The following is a 22,162-nucleotide window of genomic DNA, read 5'->3' as shown; positions in this document are numbered from 1 at the left end:
CACAAATAGTAAGTAAGCATGCCAGGCAAAGTTGTAGGCTGATAGATCATTATACTATGTCAGTTATACTAGCGAATATGGCGAGTTATGCTTCGTATCAAGGATACACATGCGCTGGTTGGTATGCTACAATACCCGCAATGATGGGTTGTAGCAGTAGTCTGCTCTGAGGTAAAAGTTTATGGCAAAAACAAAACGGCATCCTTCGGCCGCCCAGCGGCGTGAGCAAGAGCGTTCCGGACGGCAAGAGAGGCTGAGATCCGCCCAGAATATACGCGCTAATAAAAATAGACGTCGCGCGAACAATAGCACCTGGTACTGGATCGGGGGTATTGTTGCTCTGGTTGTAGTTGTGGTTGTGGCCTTTGTCTTTCTTGCGCGACAACCAGCGACCCCGCCAGCGGTTCCCCAGGGACCCACAGCCCAGGCTAACTTCAAGGATCTGACGAAAGTTGATCCTACCTTATTAGCCTCTATCGGTACTGGCAATGCGCAAAATTTGATGAAGCCTCTGCCGGGGGGAACGCCTGCGGCGAAGGGACCCGATGGTAAACCGCAGTTTTTCTATATGGGTGGCGAATTTTGTCCTTTCTGCGGCGCACAGCGCTGGTCGATGATCGTCGCTTTGAGCCGATTTGGCACATTCAGCCAGCTCTCACCAATCATCTCCGGGGAGGATAGCGTACCATCCTATACGTTTCATGGCAGCACATATAGCAGCCAGTATGTTGATTTTGTCTCCGTTGAGACAAGCGATAATCAGGGCGTCGCTTTTGAAAAGCCCACGGCTGAGCAGATGCAACTATTCCAGAAGTATGATGCTCCTCCCTATACAAGCGAGCAGAACAAGGGCAGCATCCCCTTTATCCTCATTGGTAATCAGTTCACCTCAACCGGTTCGTATTTTGATCCACAAGTATTGATTGGCCATTCCCATGAAGATATCATCAAGCAATTAAAGGACCCCAATTCGGCGATTGCCAGAGGTGTGTTGGGCTCGGCTAATTACCTAACTGCAGCCATTTGTAACATCACACAGAATCAGCCTGCGGATGTCTGTACTGCTAAGCCTATTCCGCAAATTCAACAATCATTGCCGAGGGCATCAATTGCTCCTGCGGGTCCACCGCTCGCTATGGCGGCAGCTTCTCAAGACCTTATCGTGAGACGAGAGCAGGAGTAATAAGCAGTTTTGTCGGAGCAAAGAGGCCACACGCGTGGCCTCTTTTTGTATGGAGAATACTTTTTCTCTTCTATTGTGACAGGCGAGAGGTCGACGGTTGCTTAATGGCCATGTTTGCCTCTGTGAGGCTGATTCCATGGTGAGCAATGACCTGAGCATATGCTGTATAATAGGAGCATGTAGCGCTCGCGTTGGCCTGTGCAATGGGGCAAATGGGTTTGAAATGTGAGCAAAGTGCTTTAAAGGTTAGTTCATGACTGCCATTGTAGTTTCGGGCAGCCTGATTAGAAAATGAAGCCTGACAGGGCTATGCGCAACAATATACACATCCTGATCACAGTCGTCGGGAGCTGGTTCCATGTCCTATGGATCTATTGGGTGGTACATGTGCGGTTCTTGCGCTGGCGCTGGGGTCTCTGGCTTCGACGTACAAGCATAGTGGAAAGTACACATAGTAGAATGAAACGAACTCTGCTCATTATTCGGCATGGGCAAACGACCTGGAATGTTGAGCACCGTCTCCCCGGGCAGGTTTCCGGCGTTGAACTGAACGATACAGGCAAGCAGCAAGCCACTCGCCTGGCAGAGGCTTTGACCGTCATCCCTATTAGTGCTCTCATTAGCAGCCCCCTGGAGAGGGCACGTGATACGGCCGCGATTGTTGGCAAAGGGCGTGATCTGGAAATCCAGTTCGAGCCGGACCTGATGGATACCGATATAGGACCATGGGCAGGACAGACAATCGAGGAGCTGAATAAGAATGATCCTGCCTGGAAAGCATATGTAAAAGATCCAACTGTAGCTCCTGAAGGCGTAGAAACGTTCCCTCAGGTCCAAAAGCGCGTTGTTGCTGCTATAGAGCGCTGGTGTGCGCAAGATTCTCTCGGGGCTTATCCCGCCTTTGTCGCGCATGCTGACGTAATCAAGCTACTTATTGCTCACTATACAGGCCTGGAAGCAGGACGAGCCGGGACGTTGATGATAGATAATGCTTCTGTGAGCCTTGTGGAGTTAGATGGCGAGAATCCGCCCCATGTGCTGGCTATTGGCTGGAGCCCTCACCCGGGATGGCTTCATCCCCCAAAGTTACCAATAGCGGTGCCAACCCCAACAAATCAGAATGAGGAAGAAGCACAAAAAGCTGGAGAGCAAAAAACATAGCTGGCTCAGCAGCGTTGCAGCGGCCAGGCTCTGATTGTATCTGGAAGGGAAGCTTTCTATGTTTGATCCACGTGATCCTTATGAGCGCTATTATTGGCACTATGAATCCCGGCGTCCACTCTCTGTAGCGCAAATCATCGCACTCCAAAGTGTGGACGTGGAGACCGCGGCCCTTGTCTGGCTACTGCTAGAGCATGGAGCCTCTCTGACTGTAGCCGGGCCGACTGATCCGCAGCCAGGCGTTGGGAAAACAACGACCTTAAATGCTCTGTTACAATTTTTGCCTGAGGGAACTGCTCTGGCCTATATGTCTGGCATGTACGAGAATTTTGCTTTCACACAGTTGAGCGATATCGATCCTGCTCAGACCTATGCGCTCTGTAATGAGGTGAGCGATCATTTACCTATCTATATGTGGGGACGCGTGGCCCGTCGTTATCTGAGTCTTCCGGGACGGGGATATCATGTAGCAACCAGTGTGCATGCCGATACCATCGACGATGTAATGCGTATGTATCGCCGAGATTTGCGCCTGGCTGCCGAGGATATACGCCGCCTGGGTCTGGTGGTAAATATCGGGCTGGTAGGACGAACCTATCCAGCACGAAGGCGCTGGTTTACTACTCATTTTATCAAACCCTTTGCTGAGGCCGATCAGCAAGATAAGGTTGTGCCGATTCCTCTCTCCCTGTGGAATCAGTTTGACGATACTTTTGTGCACGCGGACGAGTCTATCATGAATGATCTGGCTTCCTGGATTGGCATGACGCCACAGGATTTCAATACCGCGCTCAAATTGCGCACTGAGAAGTTACGCGAACTTGCTCAGGGATCGGGCGCTACACTGCAGGAAATGTATGATGCAGTGGATGAGCTTCGCTGTCATGAAAAGCCAGCATAGTAGAGATCTGAAATAGATAGGGTCCCGGCAATGTTTTCATAAATGAAATGACTGGAAGGAGGATTGCTAGATGCTTGTACCACAGCAATTTTCAGGCGAGGGTAGCTGGCCGCGCATCTGCAATGAACGTAGCTGACAATTGAAGAAGAGGAGCATGTCTGATATGCCTTATCGGGTAGCCATGCTTAGCGTTCATACGTCGCCATTGGATAGTCCAGGGCGTACTAAGGATGCTGGTGGCATGAATGTCTATATGCGCGAGTTGGCAAACGCGCTATCCTATTATGATGTTAATGTAGATATCTTTACACGCTGGACGGATGAGCGTCAGCCCAAGATTATTCGGCTCACCCCCAATGTTCGTGTGATTCATATCCAGGCCGGGCCATTTTCCCCTATCCATAAGAATGATATCTATCCCTATCTGCCAGCCTTTGTCTCTAATATTGAAGAATTTAGGTGTGGCGATAGCGTGAGCTATGATGTGATCCATAGTCATTACTGGCTTTCGGGCGTTGCGGGTGTCCAACTGGCCCAGCATTGGGATATTCCTCACATCACCACATTCCATACATTGGCCCACTTAAAACAGCTTGCCAATCCTCAGGTAGCCGAACCAGCTTTGCGCCTGGAAAAAGAACGCTGGCTGGTACAACAGGTAGACGGCATAGGCGCTGCAACTGAGCAGGAGCGTACCCAGTTAATCCGCTATTATGGAGCTACAGCGCAACAAGTCATGGTTATTCCCTGTGGTGTGGATCTCAAGCTGTTTACGCCTCGCGATAGACTGCAGGCTCGCACCCACCTGGATTTGCCGTTAGATGGTCCTCTGCTGCTTTTCGCTGGCCGGCTCGATCCTTTCAAGGGGCCTGATGTATTATTGCGCGCAGCCGCAATGATGGAAGAGAAGGCGCAACTGGCGATTGTGGGTGGTAAGCTCACAGACGATAATGATCTGCAGGCCTTGCGCATGCTGGCCAAGGAACTGGGTATTGAAAAGCGTGTTCACTTTATGGGCGCGCGTCCCCAGCAAGAATTGCCCTGGTTCTATAGTGCTGCGAATATAACAGTGGTGCCATCTTATCACGAGATATTCGGGATGGTAGCAGTGGAGTCCCTTGCCTGTGGAACTCCCGTCGTCGCAACGCGTGCCGGCGGCTTAACTACGGTTGTCAAGCATGGCAAAAGTGGATTTCTCGTGCCGCGCTGCCCTGGCTTTTTTGCCGAGCGGCTTGATGCCTTATTGCAAGCTGAGGAACTTTATGCGCGCCTGAGCTCTCAAGCGCGTGCCTCTGTGCTCCAATTTAGCTGGGCTAATGTAGCCAGTCGGGTATATGATGCCTATGTGGATCTCGTGCATGAGAGCGAACGCCTGCTAGCGCGCTAGCCACAGCGAAAGAAGCTCGGAGTATCGCCACCGGGTACTCCGCAGCTTTCCGTACGATCAAGGCGGGAGGCGCTAGCGGCCCGCAAGTGCAAGCTTTTTTAGCTCAGGACATTGTAATCGCGACGTTTGGCAATGTGCATATATAAGAAGCACGCGCACCAGGCGTGAGAAAGACAATATGTGTGTAAATCGTAGCGTCACATCTAGCACATTTGGGATACAATGTTACTGTATGCGTGATAATAATACCCGCAAGGGTGGACTTTCACCTATCTCTATGGTATAATCATGACAAAGTAAAGGACTATCATAGTTTGGACATCGAAGTCTGCATATCCGTGGCCGATATAGAGAGCATGTATCACTTGGCATTGGTTATGTTGACGTTACACTCAGTACAAGCTGGGTGAGGATTGAAAAAGCTTATGTGTTCAGTCTCAATGACATCGCAAGTTAAATCACTGAGGATGGCAATTCAGGTGAACACTGACGCGCGAATTACACACTAGGGCAGAGAGTGTCCTGGTGTTTTTTTATTTATACGCTCATTGGTTGCCGGGCTCATTATTATTCTTCATGATTTGGGCCACTACTCTGGAATCGCTAACGCATGATCAGAGTACTATCTGCTGAAAGGAACGAAAGGAGGGGCGAAGAGATCTTCGAGCTATCGGCGTGATACCCGCGTAGGCTTACATACGCGCGATTCCGTTAGACGTAAGCTACGCCACGTAGCGTATATGATGGATATCAAGTGGACGCAATGTGGTTGCTAGATTTGAAGGAGAAACAAATCATGAACTCAAGCATGATCAGCAAAATCGCAAAAGCTAAGCGGTATGCGGAAGAACCAGAGCGAATTCAGTTCACTCGCTTCGAAGCGAATTTCCACGGCGAGAATGACGTTCATACGACTACTTTTGATAATGGGGAGTGGCAGTGCACGTGTCGCTTCTTCCACGACTGGGGCGATTGTAGCCATACGATGGCAATGCAACGGGTTCTTGGTGTGACCATACCAGCTGCTCACCGTCATGGTATCCCTGCCGGGCTGGGTACTAGCCCGCTCGTACACTAAACCGGTCGATTTTTATCTGGCTGCTTTCCAACAGCAGCCATACAGATTATACAAGCGACATCCGATACGAGAATTAAGAGGCGTTGATAACTTAAAGGTTTGAGTATCAGCGCCTCTTTCAGTTATTTCGCAACTATTTTACCTCTTGCGGGGATCAGTGGGGAAGGAGCACAAGCGCTCGCTTATACGCCTAAGATAAAGTATGAAGCAATAATAATGGCGAACATTAAGACGGCAAGGATGCCGATGGTAATCAGGTCTTTGCGCACATAATTAAAGTGTTCTGGCGTAATAAGCTGTGCGTTGCTACGCATTCTTTGGGACTGGCGACGAGCCGCTAGACGCGCGGCTGCGCTGCCTTTAGGGCTGCTACTAGCCTGGCTTGTTGCTTCAGCGCCGTTATGGCTCTCGCTTTTGGCTTCCATTACAGAGGCTACTGTTGTTTTAATAGGCTCTCGCTCCGATTTTGTCTCCTGTCCCTCTGCTGTGGCCTCGCGCACGAGCTCAATGCTTTTTTGTACCTTTGGCTTGCTACGATGAGTACTACTTCGTGTAGCCGCTGACTTTTTTGGCATAGTTGCTTGCTCCTCGCTCGACAGCCAGTAAAGAGTTCTGGCTTTTCGAGCTTAAATTTGCTGGTGTAATGGGTTCTTTAGTATTCTAGCAGATAGATATCAAGCATATTACTGCTCTCGTTTACTAACGTGTTTTCGTCATTATACACGAAAGGTAAACTAGAGTCGAGAGGGGATAGAGTATTGGTAGATCTAGCAGTTTAGTTTCTAAACTTGTATACTCATGACGTGAAAATAATATTTTCGCCTGCTAAACAGTTGTGCCTTAGCTAACCGGCTGAGAAAGGAGCTTTAGCTTATGCCATCGCTACTTGTTCAACATGCTGCCTTGCTTGCCTCATTTGATGATAATGATGCACGCTGGCCTGATGGGGCAATCTATATTATAGATAATGTAATTCAGCAGGTGGGGCCGAGCGCTCAACTTCCGCAGCACGCTGATACGGTAATTGATGCGCGCGGGATGATAATTTTGCCCGGCCTGGTCAATACTCATCACCATTTCTACCAGACACTCACGCGCAATCTCCCACAAGCGCAGAATACCAATCTTTTTCGCTGGTTACAGACGCATTATCCGATCTGGTCTCGCCTGACGCCGGAGGCTATTTCTATCAGTACGAAGACCGCAATTGCCGAATTGATGCTCTCTGGCTGTACGACATCGAGCGATCACACGTATATCTGGCCTAATGGCGCCCGTTTGGACGATCAGATCCAGGTTGCCAAGGAGATGGGGTTTCGCTTCCATGCCGCTCGTGGCTCTATGTCTGTAGGGGAGTCGCGCGGTGGCTTGCCCCCGGATCGGGTCGTGGAGGATGAAGAAGCTATTCTGCGCGACTCGCGGCGCTTAATTGAAAGCTATCACGATGCTGAGCGCTATGCTATGCTGAGAATCGTGCTGGCACCTTGCTCGCCTTTCTCGGTCTCGCCTGATCTGATGCGCCAGAGCGTAGAACTGGCCCGCTCCTATAAAGTGACTTCACATACGCATCTAGCGGAGACGCGCGATGAGGCAGAGTATTGTGCAAAGGTTTTCGGCCGTAGCCCTGTAGAGCTAGCCGAGGAGCTTGGCTGGGTCGGCCCTGACGTGTGGCATGCCCATATGGTACATCCCAGTTCGGAGGAGGTTGTGCGCCTGGGACGCAGCGGTACCGGCGTTGCGCATTGCCCCTCGTCAAATATGCGTTTAGCTTCTGGCATTGCACCTGTTCGGGGGCTGCGCCAGTCTGGGGCGCGCGTTGGTCTGGGGGTTGATGGCTCATCCTCTAATGATAGCTCACATATGCTCGCCGAGGCGCGTCAGGCTTTATTGCTGCAGCGCGTAACTGGCGATCCCGCAGCTCTTACAGCGTGGGAGGCATTATGGCTGGCTACGCGCGGCGGGGCGGCAGTGCTCGGGCGCGATGATATTGGCTACCTGGCGCCGGGCATGGCTGCTGACTTTATCGGTTATCGCCTCGATACATTAGAACTGGCGGGAGGAGCTCCTCACGATCCGCTGGCCTCCCTGATATTCTGTCATCCTCCTCATGTTGATTTGAGTGTAATCAATGGGCGCGTGCGTATTGAGGGACAAAAATTGCTCGAAGTTGATTTGCCTATGCTCGTAGAGCGCCACAACGCTCTGGCACGGGCTCTTGTACGTGGGGAATAAGGCGAAGTTGGCTGCTAAGGTTTCACTTCGGAGAGGCGGTGTTGATCAGCTTGCGCGAACTGGGCAGTTTCGTCGTCTCTTGACAATATTGATAACTATAATGCATAGTAATCATGAGCAATAGTTATTTATGATTGGTAAATAAGGCCTTAAAGCTCTAAAGTTGTGCCGGTAGGCATCGATCAGTTAGTAGTGTAGGTAAAATTTGTGAGCACCTGTATACCAGGTGCGCGAAGTATTTTGCTGGTAACTGTAGGACTGATTTTTGTAGTGCACTCCTGATGTGGAAATAGGAGATGGAACTGCCATGGCCGATACACATACAAACGAGCATGAACACTGTGGTCCTGGTTATGCCTCCCCACAAGAGGCGATGAAGGCTGATCCTGAGAAGATACTGTATACAGTTGCGCTCCATGTTGGCACAGGCGTCAATGAGCCTGATTACCTGGCAACAATTGATGTTGATCCTGCTTCTCCCACTTACTCCCAGGTGATCAATCGTGCGGCTATGCCAAACGTGGGGGATGAATTGCACCATTTCGGCTGGAATGCCTGTAGTTCCTGTCATGGCGATGAGCATAAAGCGCGTCAATTTCTTATAGTCCCTGGTCAACAGTCGGGTAGAATCCATATTTTGGATACTAACGATGAGAAAGCGCCGAAGCTCTACAAGGTCATTGAGCCGGAGGAGGTAGTGCAGAAAGCGAATCTTAGCGCTCCTCATACTGTACACTGCCTGGCTGATGGCCATGTCATGATCTCAATGCTTGGCGATGGTCAGGGCAATGCTCCCGGTGGTTTCCTTTTATTGGATGAAGAGTTTAACATCGCGGGGCGCTGGGAAAGCAATACGCGCGGCATGCATTACAACTACGATTTCTGGTATCAGCCCCGGCATAATACTATGGTCAGCAGCGAGTGGGCTGCTCCGAAGACCTATGTCTCGGGCTTTAATCTAGATGATGTAGCTGCGGGAAAATATGGGCGCCGCTTGCATTTCTGGGACTGGGCGAAGCATGAGATTGTACAAAGCGTTGATCTAGGCGATGATGGGCTCATTCCGCTGGAAGTACGTTTTCAGCATAACCCGGATAGCCCGCATGGTTTTGTCGGCGCAGCTCTCAGCAGCAATATGCTACACTGGTATCGCTCTGATGGCCAGTGGAAGATCGAGAAAGTAATTGATGTTCCGGCAGAGGAGGTTGATGGCTGGCCGATCCCGGTGCCGTCCCTGATTACTGATTTCCTGATCTCGCTGGATGACAGGTACCTCTATCTCTCCAACTGGCTGCATGGGGATCTGCGCCAGTATGATATTAGCGATCCTTCTCATCCCAGGCTCACGGGTCAGGTCTGGTGCGGAGGCTTACTTGGCAAGGGAGGAAGCGTACAGGGGCATAAACTTGAGGGAGGCCCTCAGATGCTCCAGCTCAGCCTCGATGGTCGGCGCCTCTACGTAACCAATTCGCTGTTTAGTTCTTGGGATAATCAGTTCTATCCAGATCTGGCTAAAGCCGGCTCGTATCTTTTACAGATTGATTGTGATACCGAGAACGGTGGTTTGCGGATCAATGACAACTTTTACGTCGATTTTGGCCAGGAGCCGGCAGGCCCAGCCCGTGCACACGAGATCCGTTATCCGGGTGGCGATTGCACTTCCGATATCTGGATTTAGGCTAGGCGTCAGGTAAGGATGAATGAAGTTGCAGTTCCCGAATCTTCCCTGAGGGCTGCAACTTCATTGTTATGTCTGCTTAGTGATCTTCGCGGGTGACGACTACGGCCGTACCATAACAAAGGACTTCGGTAACGCCTTCGGCCAATTCAGTTGCATCGTAACGAACAGCCAGAATGGCATTGGCACCCATCTGTGCCGCATGCTGGATCATGAGCTCATAGGCATCGAAGCGCGTCTTCTCACAGAGCTCCGTGTAGATTGAGATATTGCCGCCCACGATCTGCTGCAAAGCTGCTCCGAAGTTGCCCACGATGCTGCGCGAGCGAACGATGATACCGCGTACAATACCGAGATTGCGTACAACACGAAAACCGTCAAGGCTGGGAGCAGTAGTAACGAATTGATGAATAGCCAGGGCTTGGGCCGAAGGGATGTCTGAATTTTGCTCCACGGATGACCTCCAGTATAAAAACTTTATGGCTTCACATTGAGGGATCTGATTGCTTACCTGTAAGAGATACGTATGATGCTCAAATCCCGTTGCAGGTGATTTGGCTCTGTGGTAAGCAGCGATGAGATCCAAAGTTGCCAGATAGATATGTTCCTTTCTGATAGAAGGCCTGGAAGCTGACAAGAGAAAGCCCACATTGAAGGATTCTGGAAAGCCTATATTATTGTCTGTTGAGCGTATTTGACAACCATTCCAGGCTGTGCTACCCTTAGTGTGGTAAGAAAGGGCACAACATACTCAGCACATATATCCATGCAGAAGTGATGGTACGAAGGCTAGCCCCTATGGCTAGTCCTTTTTTCTACGTAGTAGTAGAGTCAAACATAGCAATTCTAAGGGCAATTTAGTAAAAAGACAGGAATTAAGAAAACATGTCACGAATAGTCGTCGCAATGAGCGGCGGCGTAGATAGCTCGGTCGCCGCCGCGCTACTCAAAGAACAAGGACACGAAGTTATTGGCATTATGCTACGTCTCTGGTCGGAGCCCGGGGTGATTGAGGCGGAGGATGATGGCGTTGAGCGCGTCGTACAAAATAAGTGTTGCTCCCTTGAATCTGTTGATGATGCCAGGCGTGTGGCTCGTATGCTCGATATCCCATTTTACCTGGTCAATGTCGAGGAAGAGTTTAAAGATAGAATCGTGGATTCCTTTTATGAGGACTATGTTGCCGGCCGTACGCCTAATCCTTGTCTGAACTGCAACCGTCATATTCGCTTTACCGTGCTACTGAAGCGGGCGCTGGCCCTTGATGCTGACTATCTAGCGACAGGGCACTATGTACGTGTAGATGACGATCCTATAACGGGGAAGCGCAGGCTGCGCCGCGGCGTTGATCCTGAAAAGGATCAGTCGTATGTATTGCATGTGCTTAATCAGCAGCAGCTGGCCCATGCCTGTTTCCCTCTTGGCGGTTATACTAAGCCCCAGGTGCGAGCTATGGCCGCCGAGCGTGGTATGCGCGTAGCAACTAAAGCCGAGAGCCAGGAGATCTGTTTTGTGGCTCAAAACGATTATCGTGGCTTTATTGATCGCTATGCGCAGACAAAGCTTGCCGAGACCTCAGCTGTTCCCGAACTGGCCGCGGTTGGTGCTGGTGCTACGCCGAGGACGACGGCAAAGCCGTTGATCTCCATACCCAGGCCTGGCCCAATCTATGATCAGCAGGGCAATACGCTGGGACGTCATCATGGGCTGGCTTACTATACCATTGGACAGCGCAAGGGGCTTGGCATCACTTCAAGAGAGCCATTACATGTGCTGAAGATCGATGCGCAGCAAAATGCCCTCATTGTGGGACCAGCAACAGCCCTGGAGCAGCGCGAGTTTGTGGTTGGAATGATGCATTACCTCAGCGGCGAGACGCCACGGGAGCCTTTTGAGGCGCTTGTGCGCGTACGCTATAAGGCCCCCGAACAGCCTGCGCTGGTCACTCCATTGGAGGGAAATCGTGTACAGGTAAAGCTCGTGCATTCCCAGCGCGCCATTACACCGGGGCAGGCAGCAGTTTTCTACGGTGGAGCAGATGGCGAAGAGGTGTTGTGCGGAGGAATCATTGAATGACGGATCAGACACATATCAGAAATTTTTGTATTATTGCTCATATCGATCATGGTAAGTCAACCCTTGCCGACCGCCTGCTAGAATTTACCGGGACTGTTTCGAAACGCGAGCTGATGGAACAGACCCTCGATCAGATGGAACTGGAACGTGAGAAGGGCATCACCATTAAGGCTCAGGCGGTTCGTATGCGTTATACAGCGCTCAATGGCGAGGAATACGAGCTGAATCTGATTGATACGCCGGGCCATGTTGACTTCACCTATGAGGTATCGCGTAGCCTGGCGGCCTGCGAGGGCGCGCTCCTGGTGATTGATGCAACGCAAGGGGTGGAGGCCCAGACGCTGGCCAATCTCTATCTTGCGGTGGAGGCCGATCTCAATATTATTCCCGTGATCAATAAGATCGATCTGCCCAGCGCCGATCCTGAGAGAGTGAAGCAGGAAGTCGAAGAGGTGGTGGGCCTGCCTAAAGAGGAGTGTATTCTGGCCTCAGCCAAGGAAGGCACAGGTACGCAGGATATTCTTGAAGCCATCATTAAGCATATTCCACCGCCCAAAGGCTACGTAAATCGCCCACTACGTGCGCTGGTCTTCGATTCGCATTACGACGCATATAAGGGTGTAATTGCTTATGTGCGCGTTGTCGATGGCAAGTTGCGGCAGGGAGAACGGGTAACGATGATGGCCACGAGCAGTGTAACTGAAATTCTGGAAGCTGGGTACTTCCATCCGCGCCTGGTTTCAGATGGAGCGCTTACAACCGGCGAAGTGGGATATATCGCTACCGGCTTTAAGAATGTCAAGGATTGCCGCGTGGGCGATACTGTCACAGTCCCTGGCGCTATTGGCGAGATAGAGGCCCTGGCCGGTTATAAGCCGGCTAAACCTATGGTCTTTGCTGGCATCTATCCCGTTGAGGGCAACGACTATCCGCTCCTGCGCGATGCGCTTGACCGCTTGCAGCTCAATGATGCCTCGCTGGTCTATCAGCCGGAAACCTCGAATGCCCTTGGCTTTGGCTTCCGCTGCGGTTTCCTGGGATTGCTGCATATGGAGATTATTCAGGAACGCCTGGAGCGTGAATATAATCTGGCTATTCTGGCCACGGCTCCCAGCGTGGAATACTATGTAACCAGAACCAACGGCGAGACTGAGATCGTTGATAACCCATCTGCCATGCCTTCTTTCGGCGAGATAGAAAAGATTGAAGAGCCCTTTATGGATATCTCAATTTTTACGCCCTCGCGCTATATAGGCGCAATCATGGAACTGGTTACCACGCGGCGCGGTATCTTCAAGGAGATGAAATATATCGAGGCCGAGCGCGTTCTGCTCAACTATGCCATGCCTTTGGCTGAACTTATCGTTGATTTCTATGATCAATTGAAGTCCCGTACGCAGGGCTATGCCTCCCTCGATTACTCCCTGGCAGGTTACCAGGATTCTGATCTCGTCAAGCTTGATATTCTTGTCAACGGCGTTGCTGTGGATGCGCTCTCGCTGATCGTGCACCGTGAGAAAGCTTATTATCAAGGGCGCGCCCTGGTTGAGAAACTGCGCAGCCTGATCCCACGTCAATTGTTCGAGGTTCCTATTCAGGCCGCGATTGGAGCCCGCGTGATTGCCCGCGAAACGGTTAAAGCTATGCGCAAGGACGTTTTGGCTAAGTGCTACGGCGGCGATATCACGCGCAAACGCAAGCTGCTGGAGAAGCAGAAGGAAGGCAAGAAGCGCATGAAGATGGTCGGTAATGTAGAGATCCCTCAGGAAGCCTTTATGGCTGTGCTATCGCTGGAGGACTAGAGCGTATTGGCACTGCTGCTCGCCTGCCATAGATACATGGTGCTTTCTAACGAGGCAATGAGATGGATGAGGAAATAAGACGCGATTATAATCGCAAGCCGGGCAGCGAGATTCAGGGCTCTTATCGCCTAACCAAGGCTGAGGCGGCTCGGCTGGCTGCCCTCCTAGAGTCGCTGGAAATTAAACCAACCAATGATAATATCAAGAAGGTTGTGCGTTGGTTAATTACTCAGTTCGATAAGGCGGACCCTGAAGACATAAAGCGCCTCTTTATATCGGAATACCCCAGATATCATACAGCTATCGTTGCGCTGGAAAAAGCTGCTATGCAGATAGCCGATAAGCGCCGCGGTATAGGCATAATTAAGGCTCGTGGCGCTCTGCAACTCGATCTGCTGCGCAAGGCGAGCGAGTTTGCAGTTGTGGAGGATGCGCTCAAGCGGGGAGAAAGTACGCTTGAGCAGCTTCGACATAAAATGTGCAGCATTCTGTATTACGCAGCCCTTGAGTTCCTCTATGATCGAGATGAAGCTGTATTTAATGATATTGTTGCGCGCTATGCGGCTCGCGTTGGTCTTAGCGCGGAAGAGGCTCTTGTCTGCGCGGTTGCCAAGTGGGAACTGCGCTCCTCTATGCCTTTGGGATGGCGCCAGGCAGACGCAGAGAGCTCGTATCAGGCCGAATGTGAAGCCATAGAAAGCGCTCTTGCGTACCTGCGTCGGCGGAAGTTCACCTAGAGCGCTGCCTCTCGAACTCGTCTATCTCCTGAAATGTCTTTCCCTGAACAGTGTTGCACCTTGACAAAGGTAATAGATATCTGTTACAACTGAACGTAATAGATATCTGTCACATCTCATGAAAAGGTGGCCACCGATGAAAACACTTGTGACTCAGGCATTTCTTCTTGCTGCTGAACTTCATGCTAATCAGAAGCGAAAGGCGGCACTGGCAACAGGTGTGCCTTATCTAAGTCATCTTATGGAGACAGCTGGTATGGTTATGACCAGTGGAGCTCCGGAAACTGTAGTAGCAGCTGCTTTACTGCACGATGCCATTGAGGATCATGGGAATGCCACACGCCAGTCTATTCAGCAGCGTCTTGGCGACGATGTTCTGGCTCTTGTGGAGGAGTGTACCGAGCCGGGAACTGGAGGCCCGGTAAAAGCTGCCTGGCAAGAACGGAAAAAAGCCGCGCTGCAGCGCATGCAGGGCCTATCGATGTTTGCTTTAATGATTTTGGCAGCCGACAAACTGCAGAACACCCGTGACTTATATCGGAATGTGATTCTCCGTGGGGATGAGGCTTATGCTGCATTTCGCGTAGAGAAGGCGGCCAAGCTCTGGTTTTATAGCGAAGCTGCTAGTGAAATGCAAAAACGCCTGGGAACCTTTGAAGCAGATCATCCACATAATCCTTTATTGCTTATGACCCGCTGCTGGCTGCAAGAATTTAGCGAGGCCCTCACATTTTTAGAACTTCACTAGCAACGTCAACAAGGCCTGAAAACCTTCCTCAAAGTATGTAGAAATATTCTCAAGTGCCACCTAAGAAAGATCCTTTATAGCGATGACAGAAAGAGTAGCCATGCCTTGCTCAAAACGTCGGCTAAGCTCCTTGCCGAGAGGTGCTAGAATAGTTACATTGGGTCAGATCTTAAGAGATTGCTAAAAATAACCTGTTGAGGAGAAGAATAAGTGCTAAGCCAGGCTATACCAGCGCAAGTTGAGCAAAAAGTCGCAGAGTACCATCTGGGAACCCCGCAAAAGGTCCATCAACGCGACCATATTACGCAAGATATACGCTGGAGCCTGCTATGTATAATTATTGGGCTTCTCTGCTTGGTTTACGTCATACTTCATCAGCCAGGTGTAGATCTCGTCGCCTGGCTGATTGCCCTGTGCCCTCTCGTGATAGGGGCACTGCTCATGGCAAGAAGCATCAACGCGCGTACCTTTCTCGCGTTTGAATGTAGCGCTGGCTTTCTTGAATGGAGCAAGCGTCAACGGCGTGTGCTCTATGCACGCCGCTGGGATGAATTGCGAGAAGCGTATGAGCGCAATTATAGACGCTCGCGCACGACCTATCATGTGCTGGATAGTGAAGGCAAAGAGCACGACATGCCCTATCATCAGTTATGGGAAAGATGTGTCGAAGAGTTGAAGCAGTGAGCCAAAAAGAAAGAGAAGGTCGGGCAATCACGGTTACCCGACCTTCGTGCGTCTCTTTTTTTCTACACAACTCCTGTGTTATATCAACCGAGTCCTAATCCACATAGGCTAAGAAGTCACTGAGGTTACTCAGTTATCCCCTGCTTACTTCTGCCGATCCCCGGCGTAAGCCACCTATACGACTGAACAAAGCTCTCGAAGGAGTTGCAGTCAAGATATCAGGATGTGGTCAGAAGCTCAGGGGCCCGGAAATGCCCGCCTTCACGGGCCCTCCTAGTCAATCTGAAATACCATCCCGATCAAGCGAATAGGTTTCTTCATTGGTTTCATAAGGCCTCCTTTCGGATTACCACTGCAAGGCCTCTAGAGCCAAGTGCCAGAGTCTTCTCTCTGGAAGTGTTCCTCGAAGGAACACTGATAATATAACATATTTTGTTTTCTATGTCAATGCCATTTGCGTATTGAATGTGAAAACTATGCGATTGTTTTGCTGAGATATGATATAAACAATTGTATGTCTATTTGAGGTGATATTGAACACCTATTCGATTGAAATTTGTAATAAAAAGTAGAAGGTAGAGTTTATTTTATGTAATTAGGAAGGCCGGCGCTCGCTCCGGCGAATGTCGGCCTTCTCAGGAAGAAGAGATGGTCCAGGTATCTGTTTAGTAGCCAGATATCTGGTCATGGCGTGGTGTAGGAGGTGGAGGCGGCGGAGTAATCTCAGACGCTTCGGAAGGGATAGCCCCTGTATCCTCATCATGCCTTACAAGATTTTCATTGCTTGTCCCTGTGATATCGCGATCAAGGGTAGGTGTGCTTGCCGTCTTCTGAACGATATTTGGTTCATCGGCCATTGTCTCGTTCTGGCGGCTAGTCGTTGTTCCTTTGGCTGCAGCGCTGTCAGCATGGAACAGGTAGTTAGAAGAGGTAGGATCAAGCGCTCCTGCCGGGGCCTCATCGACCATACGGGCGAAATGGCTCAAGTCGTTCTGCAAGGCAGTTTCAAAACGACTTCCGGCTCCTAATTTCTCACCGATATCGCCGAGAACGCCGGCCGGTGGATTGTAATTGACATACACATCTACTTTGGTCTGATTAGAGGCAACGGGCTCAAAGGTTACCTTACCAAAGTTTTCCAACCCATTACTTGAGCGCCAGCCTACCTGGCGGTCTGGTACCCATCCATCGTTGACAGCATCCCACTCATGACGACCTACGACTTCGGCAACCCAATGGCTACGCTGCTGATCATAGTACGTCACTTCCTTCACAAAGCTCATAAACTTTGGAAAGTCGTTGAAATGTGTGAACAGGGAATAGACCTGATGAACAGGTGCATTGACTGTAACTGATGCATGATGCGACGCATAGTTCTTTTCCATAGTTATTCCCTCCTGTATCTTTGCTTATCTTCAAGCTGTAACTTATCTTTGTTCTGCACACTTCTGGAATCATACCATGCGTTTCCTGGGTAAATCAATAAATAAAGTGCATTTTATTTTGTTTTAAGCGAAATTTTATCTACTTAAACTTTACAGAAGAGATTTCTAATGTAGATTAAGCTATCGTGCTGGAAATGCTTAGGACTAGCCCATAAAGAGTAACGAAAATCAGGTGTTCACCTCATAAAATATCCTGTGCATGCCTTATTTCCATTGGCTTATATTTGAATTTATGCTATGTGTGAGAATGGGAGGGTTACCGTATCCTGCTCCACCCTTAAGAGGATGGGCCTATGAGAGTAGAGCAGTGCTGGCCAGGTGCTGGTTTCTGGCGGGGAGTATGGCATATGGATGCAGCAATGGGGCTCACATGCTTGTCAAGTAACAAATATGCTGAAAGTTTATGAGCCTTTGAGAGAACTGCACTTGTATTAGGGGGGCTAAAACTAGCAGTGGTACTAAAAGTCTTTAGAAATAGGAATGTTGGTATCCCCATTTGGGGCTTTTTTGCCCCTGGTGTAATATAGACGTAGATACAGTAGTCCGATTAAAAAAAACATGTTTTTTGTTGTAACTAATTGAAGTTGACCTACGTAATGAGCAGTAGTAGAACATGTGCGGAGCGCGCGCTAGTTTTTTGGTAAGATACCGTGTTCATAGATATTCTCCTTGGGTTGATCCCAAATTTTGCGATTGGAGAGGTAACAAACTATGTTAACCGCAACTGTCGAAGACAAATTGAGCCGCGCGCTAGAGCTTGTCGGTGGCTCTATTGATCCAGAAATCGCTGAGTCTTATCCGTCATTAGAAGCTCGAATCTTGGCTCAAGCATTAGAGAACGTGGAACTAGCAGAGCGCCGTCTGCGCGAAATTCAAAAACTGATGGGAGATTTCAGCGAAGTATTAGTATAGCTTGCAGGAGGCAAGCTAACGGAGGCAGAGCCTCCGTTGATTGGGGAGTATTCAAGAAACAGGCATAGATCTAACTCCCTCAAACTTGTTCCTGCTAGTTTATTTCTATCAATCTCCAGGTAGCTGGTTATTTTTTTCCTGCTTACCGCTTTGTGAAGAGAGGCTTATCGAGTAGCTTCTCGCCTATATAGGCGCAATGGCAATCCTCTGGAGAGTAGCGCAGAGCACAATCAGTTTCCGGGTCGAGGGGATTCAGCATGAGCATGTGAGATCCATCTCGGCATCGCGCTGTTCTTCCAGCGTGACTGTGGCTGATTTATCATCGCTATATTCTTCAGGGTGTTCCAGTGCCGCCAGAATGATATGCTCAACGTCTGCCAGACTGTTGATACGTACCAATTCGTTGCGTACGCGCTTTGCGCCAGGGAAATGTCCTAGATACCATCCCATATGCTTGCGTAATTCGACGAAGTGATCTTCGCCTTTCAGTTTTGCATGTACACGTGCATGCTCAAGCGCCATGAGAAGGCGTTCTTCCCGTGTAGGTAGCACATCTGCTAAATCTCCCATGTGCCGACTGCTCGCGGCGTTGAGCATCTGTTTGAGCTCTTCTTTACGCTGGAAGAGCCAGGGATTGCCGAAACTTGCTCGCCCGATCAGCACACCGTGGACTCCAGTGTTCAGAATGCGCTGGCCTGCTTCATAGAGACTATGGATATCACCATTGCCCAGTATAAGCGTATCGGTTTTGCGCACAATCTCAGCTGCGGCGGCAATTGCATCCCAATTGGCCTCACCTTTGTAATGCTGGGTCAGGGTTCGGCCGTGAATAGAGATATTCGCTGGCTCTAACTCTAGCAGCTCTTGCACCCAATCGGTGATCACGATGGAGTCATAGCCCAGGCGTGTCTTCACCGAAACAGGCAGGAGGCGGCGTTCAATTCTTGCGTTATCTCCCCAGATACTAACGCGCTCCTCATTCATCTGACGGATACGAGCAATGCGGGTTGGGTCCATTTCCAGATCTTCTAACGTTTGTCCATTGGCCCAATCCTGTACTCCCTGTTGCGTTGCGCGAATGATGGCTTTGGCGATCTCTGGCAAGCGGATAAGAGCGGCTCCGCCCCCTTTATTGGCAACAGTCTTAGCAGGACAGCCCATATTGATGTCAACGCCATCAAATCCCAACTCACAAACTACATGAGCTGCTTTATAAAAGTATTCTGGACGCGACCCAAAGATCTGGGCGACTACTGGACGTTCTGCAGGCGTATAAAGAAAATCTCGAAAGATACGGTCACTTCCACGCCATAAGCCCTCGACATTGGTGAATTCAGTTAGCACAATATCTGGTCGCCCATAGAGGCCATGCATGGTGCGACAAGGCGCATCCGTAACGCCATCCATGGGGGCAAGCCCGATAATCGGTTGGGCTAGAGTGTTCCAGAAGGATGAGAATTTCATAGCTAAAAGGTCTTTATGTTTTTCTACAATTAGCACTGAATAAAATGCGCATCAGCTTGATGCGCTCATTGTTCCCATATAATACACGCTTTTGCCCTCAATGGTCAACCCGTTTATTGCGGGACCTGCATCTTGTGCACAGCTTTTAAGTTTATTTCCTTGCAACGCTTAATATTCTTGCTAACTACATGTGCGATCTTGAATATTACTTAAATTTAGTTATTGCAACAGTAAGTCCTATACTGTAATATAGTCGCGGTTCGCTCAAAATATATCCAAGTGGTGGAGTGGAAAAGGAGTTGTGATGATTGTAAAATTTCTAGTGAGGAGAGGCATTTTACCTGTTCTTATGCTCATTATCGCCGGCGCTCTCTTCATTGCTGCCTGTAGTCCCATCGGTACAGCATCGACCTCGAAGAAAACCACTTCTTTGAGCAGCACTGTGATAAATGCTAATGCTGTGCTTAAGCACACACCTGTCGGTACGGCAGATCTGGCGTGGGAGCCAGGTGCACATGCGCTGACAGTCAAAATAGGCCTCACTGGCCTGGCGCCCAAAAGCTCCTACCCTGCTTATATTTACGCAGGAAGCTGTAAAGCCCCTGGAAAGCTCATGTATACGTTATCTGTGATTACCGCCGACGATGCGGGTGCGGCGACCTCTACGTCAACTGTGAAAGACGTTGCCGGCGGTATTCCGGCCGATGGCTGGCATCTGCTTGTCGATAGTGCTCAGAGCGCTTCTGGCGATAAAGCAATGCCGATTGCTTGCGGCAATGTATCAAACCCCAATCCTTCTGCAACTGTGGCACATAAAGTACAGATCATCCTGGCCAATACGTCTGCCCCTGATCAGTCGGCGAGCGGAGTTGCTCAACTTGTGCTGACTAATGGAAAGCTGACAGTTTCGCTTTCGATGAGCGGTCTAGCTCCTGCTTCGAGCCATGGAGCAGATATTCATCTGGGAACCTGTGATAGCCAGGGTAAAGTACTTTATACGCTAAAAGAGCTTAAGGCCGATTCTGCTGGCAAGGCTTCCTCAACAACTACACTGAATGACGTTCATACGTTGCCAGCCAATGGCTGGTATATAAGCGTGCATTCAGCAGTGCAGGCGACAGCTCAGGCTGCTGCTGATCCTGTTGCCTGTGGCGATGTGATTGTCTCACATAGCTAAAGGGCTGGCAGGGCATTTGCCTTCTTTAGCCACTTTGCCGATTTAGTCACATACAGGGCTGGCGTGCAAGGTGGCTAACCTTATACTTCTATATCACCTTGCCGCCAGGTATCGATAGCCTGCTTGACCACGCGGATATAGGCGTCTACATTATTGTTATCTTCGCTTGGAGCGTAGATGGGGACAATCTGATCGACCGTGTGTAAGCCCCATTTCTGCACATACTGTTTGGAAATAAGCCTGTACCAGTCTTCAAATCCTTCTTCCCATGTAGCATATCGGCGGTAGCCTTTGTACTCGGGCTGGCCATCTGCGGCGCGAATATTGCCTAACGAGTGCGTGACGGTTGCTACACCTGCGGTACCAAAGTTGCTTTCTTCCAGGAAGAAGGCCAGGGCGTATGCCGGATCAATCCCATATTTGAGCCCGTAATCGTAAAGTTTCTGGCCTTTGCCTTTCGCTGGTGAAGCATAATTGTCTAATACACTGTCAATGAAATCTGCAGTGATTGAGGGTTTGATGGTAAGGTTGTAATATTCTTTGGGGTGCAAAGGCGTTACCTTTTGAGTTTTTGCCTTACGTGGTGTGGAGTTCTCTTGAGCCAGAAAAATGCCTATACAAAGCGCTACAACTGCACAAAGTGCTAGACTGCCAAGAAACATTGTAATAATTATAAAGAGAAATGAAGGCTTTTTCGCGCGTGGCGGCTTAGGGAAAGGACGTCCGTAAGGCCCCGGCTCCGGGTAATAGGTATTTGGATCGGGATAATAAGTATTTTGCATAGCTATCGTTGATACTCCAGCAATTTTTTAAGAATGTCTCTACCTGATCATTATCTCAGTTAAACATTTTACGGGCGAGCGCGTTTTATGTTTCAGATAGAAGACCTTTTTCCTGGCGCTTTACTGAGAGGTATAGAGTTATAGTGAGATCACGTTCAGCGTTGGAGGAAATGTTTCCGCTTTGGTACAGGCTTCATGGGAATGAGGCTTGCAAGAGAAGTAGGAGAAGAATAAGGCCCTATAACTGGGCCTTATACGTGTTTGAAGTTGAAAACCACGTTGATTATTGCGATAGTTATGCATACCAGGCCTAGAGCGATTAAGCGGCTAACTATAAAGCCAAAACCTTCCATTGAAGAGGAACCTCCCAGAAGTATGATGGCTGAGAGTGGTACGAGCATGACTACCGAAACAATGGCCAGCGCTAGCCTTGGCCCGATCGTGGAACTTGGGCTAGAGGGAATCTGTCCTATTTTCTGACTTTGTTGGCTGCCGAAAGAATCACTATAAGAGGAGCCCAGTTCACCGGCGGAATAGCCCGATTGGTATCTCTGGGATTCCCCTTCGGAGGGCATTTGGTAAGACATGAAGTCTTTTGCTCCTTTTACTTTTAATAGGTAAAATTAGGTATATGCCACTGATGATATTTACAAAGTAGTATACCATACTTGTGTAAATGTGTGGATTCAATATATCTGCTATTCTCCTTGCTTTT

Annotated in this window: 20 protein-coding genes; 13 read left to right on the top strand and 7 right to left on the bottom strand. The window is 49.7% G+C overall.

What is annotated here, in order from left to right:
* Window positions 1–181: 181 nt before the first annotated feature.
* The 4 genes from EPA93_RS21725 (at window position 182) to EPA93_RS21710 (ending at window position 4,632) form a co-directional block, all read left to right on the top strand.
* Complete coding sequence (locus EPA93_RS21725) at window positions 182–1,183, top strand: DUF929 family protein (RefSeq protein WP_129889524.1); 1,002 nt, start codon at window positions 182–184, stop codon at window positions 1,181–1,183.
* 309 nt (window positions 1,184–1,492) lie between these two features.
* The gene (locus EPA93_RS21720; RefSeq protein WP_165423308.1) at window positions 1,493–2,344 is read left to right on the top strand and encodes a histidine phosphatase family protein; all 852 of its coding nucleotides are present in this window, start codon (window positions 1,493–1,495) and stop codon (window positions 2,342–2,344) included.
* Between the two features lie 58 nt (window positions 2,345–2,402).
* Window positions 2,403–3,245: a hypothetical protein gene (locus EPA93_RS21715; protein ID WP_129889522.1), complete on the top strand. Its 843-nt coding sequence runs from the start codon at window positions 2,403–2,405 to the stop codon at window positions 3,243–3,245.
* Window positions 3,246–3,399: 154 nt separating this feature from the next.
* On the top strand, window positions 3,400–4,632 hold the full coding sequence (locus EPA93_RS21710) for a glycosyltransferase (protein ID WP_129889521.1): 1,233 nt from the start codon (window positions 3,400–3,402) through the stop codon (window positions 4,630–4,632).
* An 802-nt stretch (window positions 4,633–5,434) separates the two neighbouring features.
* Here EPA93_RS21710 and EPA93_RS48535 read toward each other — a convergent pair.
* Window positions 5,435–5,614, bottom strand: a complete 180-nt coding sequence (locus tag EPA93_RS48535) for a hypothetical protein (protein WP_165423307.1) — start codon at window positions 5,612–5,614, stop codon at window positions 5,435–5,437.
* Window positions 5,615–5,892: 278 nt separating this feature from the next.
* Window positions 5,893–6,285: a hypothetical protein gene (locus tag EPA93_RS21700; protein WP_129889519.1), complete on the bottom strand. Its 393-nt coding sequence runs from the start codon at window positions 6,283–6,285 to the stop codon at window positions 5,893–5,895.
* A 298-nt stretch (window positions 6,286–6,583) separates the two neighbouring features.
* On the opposite strand from EPA93_RS21700, the gene EPA93_RS21695 reads away from it, so the two are divergent.
* The gene (locus EPA93_RS21695) at window positions 6,584–7,942 is read left to right on the top strand and encodes an 8-oxoguanine deaminase (protein WP_129889518.1); all 1,359 of its coding nucleotides are present in this window, start codon (window positions 6,584–6,586) and stop codon (window positions 7,940–7,942) included.
* Between the two features lie 307 nt (window positions 7,943–8,249).
* Window positions 8,250–9,620, top strand: coding sequence for a selenium-binding family protein (locus EPA93_RS21690; protein WP_129889517.1), 1,371 nt, complete (start codon window positions 8,250–8,252; stop codon window positions 9,618–9,620).
* 79 nt (window positions 9,621–9,699) lie between these two features.
* Here the strand turns inward: EPA93_RS21690 and EPA93_RS21685 are convergent, their stop codons facing one another.
* Window positions 9,700–10,074: a YbjQ family protein gene (locus EPA93_RS21685; protein ID WP_207229619.1), complete on the bottom strand. Its 375-nt coding sequence runs from the start codon at window positions 10,072–10,074 to the stop codon at window positions 9,700–9,702.
* Window positions 10,075–10,505: 431 nt separating this feature from the next.
* Between EPA93_RS21685 and mnmA the strand changes: the two genes are divergently transcribed.
* The 5 genes from mnmA (at window position 10,506) to EPA93_RS21660 (ending at window position 15,667) form a co-directional block, all read left to right on the top strand.
* Window positions 10,506–11,696: a tRNA 2-thiouridine(34) synthase MnmA gene (mnmA, locus tag EPA93_RS21680; protein ID WP_129889516.1), complete on the top strand. Its 1,191-nt coding sequence runs from the start codon at window positions 10,506–10,508 to the stop codon at window positions 11,694–11,696.
* Window positions 11,693–13,498: a translation elongation factor 4 gene (gene lepA / locus EPA93_RS21675; RefSeq protein WP_129889515.1), complete on the top strand. Its 1,806-nt coding sequence runs from the start codon at window positions 11,693–11,695 to the stop codon at window positions 13,496–13,498. Before mnmA ends, lepA begins: the two co-directional genes overlap by 4 nt.
* A gap of 62 nt (window positions 13,499–13,560) precedes the next feature.
* Window positions 13,561–14,235: a hypothetical protein gene (locus EPA93_RS21670; protein ID WP_129889514.1), complete on the top strand. Its 675-nt coding sequence runs from the start codon at window positions 13,561–13,563 to the stop codon at window positions 14,233–14,235.
* Between the two features lie 136 nt (window positions 14,236–14,371).
* Window positions 14,372–14,983, top strand: a complete 612-nt coding sequence (locus tag EPA93_RS21665; RefSeq protein ID WP_165423306.1) for an HD domain-containing protein — start codon at window positions 14,372–14,374, stop codon at window positions 14,981–14,983.
* Between the two features lie 210 nt (window positions 14,984–15,193).
* Entirely contained in the window at window positions 15,194–15,667 is a 474-nt protein-coding gene (locus EPA93_RS21660; RefSeq protein WP_129889512.1) for an EI24 domain-containing protein, read from the top strand.
* Between the two features lie 665 nt (window positions 15,668–16,332).
* Here EPA93_RS21660 and EPA93_RS21655 read toward each other — a convergent pair.
* On the bottom strand, window positions 16,333–17,052 hold the full coding sequence (locus EPA93_RS21655) for an SRPBCC family protein (protein ID WP_129889511.1): 720 nt from the start codon (window positions 17,050–17,052) through the stop codon (window positions 16,333–16,335).
* A gap of 771 nt (window positions 17,053–17,823) precedes the next feature.
* Here EPA93_RS21655 and EPA93_RS21650 point away from each other — a divergent pair.
* Entirely contained in the window at window positions 17,824–18,024 is a 201-nt protein-coding gene (locus EPA93_RS21650) for a hypothetical protein (protein WP_129889510.1), read from the top strand.
* A 252-nt stretch (window positions 18,025–18,276) separates the two neighbouring features.
* On the opposite strand, the gene EPA93_RS21645 is transcribed toward EPA93_RS21650, so the two are convergent.
* On the bottom strand, window positions 18,277–19,488 hold the full coding sequence (locus EPA93_RS21645) for a tRNA dihydrouridine synthase (protein WP_129889509.1): 1,212 nt from the start codon (window positions 19,486–19,488) through the stop codon (window positions 18,277–18,279).
* Between the two features lie 304 nt (window positions 19,489–19,792).
* On the opposite strand from EPA93_RS21645, the gene EPA93_RS21640 reads away from it, so the two are divergent.
* Window positions 19,793–20,665, top strand: coding sequence for a CHRD domain-containing protein (locus EPA93_RS21640; RefSeq protein WP_129889508.1), 873 nt, complete (start codon window positions 19,793–19,795; stop codon window positions 20,663–20,665).
* A gap of 80 nt (window positions 20,666–20,745) precedes the next feature.
* Here the strand turns inward: EPA93_RS21640 and EPA93_RS21635 are convergent, their stop codons facing one another.
* Complete coding sequence (locus tag EPA93_RS21635; protein ID WP_129889507.1) at window positions 20,746–21,447, bottom strand: glucosaminidase domain-containing protein; 702 nt, start codon at window positions 21,445–21,447, stop codon at window positions 20,746–20,748.
* A 251-nt stretch (window positions 21,448–21,698) separates the two neighbouring features.
* The gene (locus tag EPA93_RS21630) at window positions 21,699–22,034 is read right to left on the bottom strand and encodes a hypothetical protein (RefSeq protein ID WP_129889506.1); all 336 of its coding nucleotides are present in this window, start codon (window positions 22,032–22,034) and stop codon (window positions 21,699–21,701) included.
* Window positions 22,035–22,162: the final 128 nt, after the last annotated feature.

This window comes from Ktedonosporobacter rubrisoli (assembly GCF_004208415.1).
In the GTDB taxonomy this organism is placed as follows: Bacteria; Chloroflexota; Ktedonobacteria; order Ktedonobacterales; family Ktedonobacteraceae; genus Ktedonosporobacter; species Ktedonosporobacter rubrisoli.
This window is presented reverse-complemented; position numbering and strand designations above follow the sequence as displayed.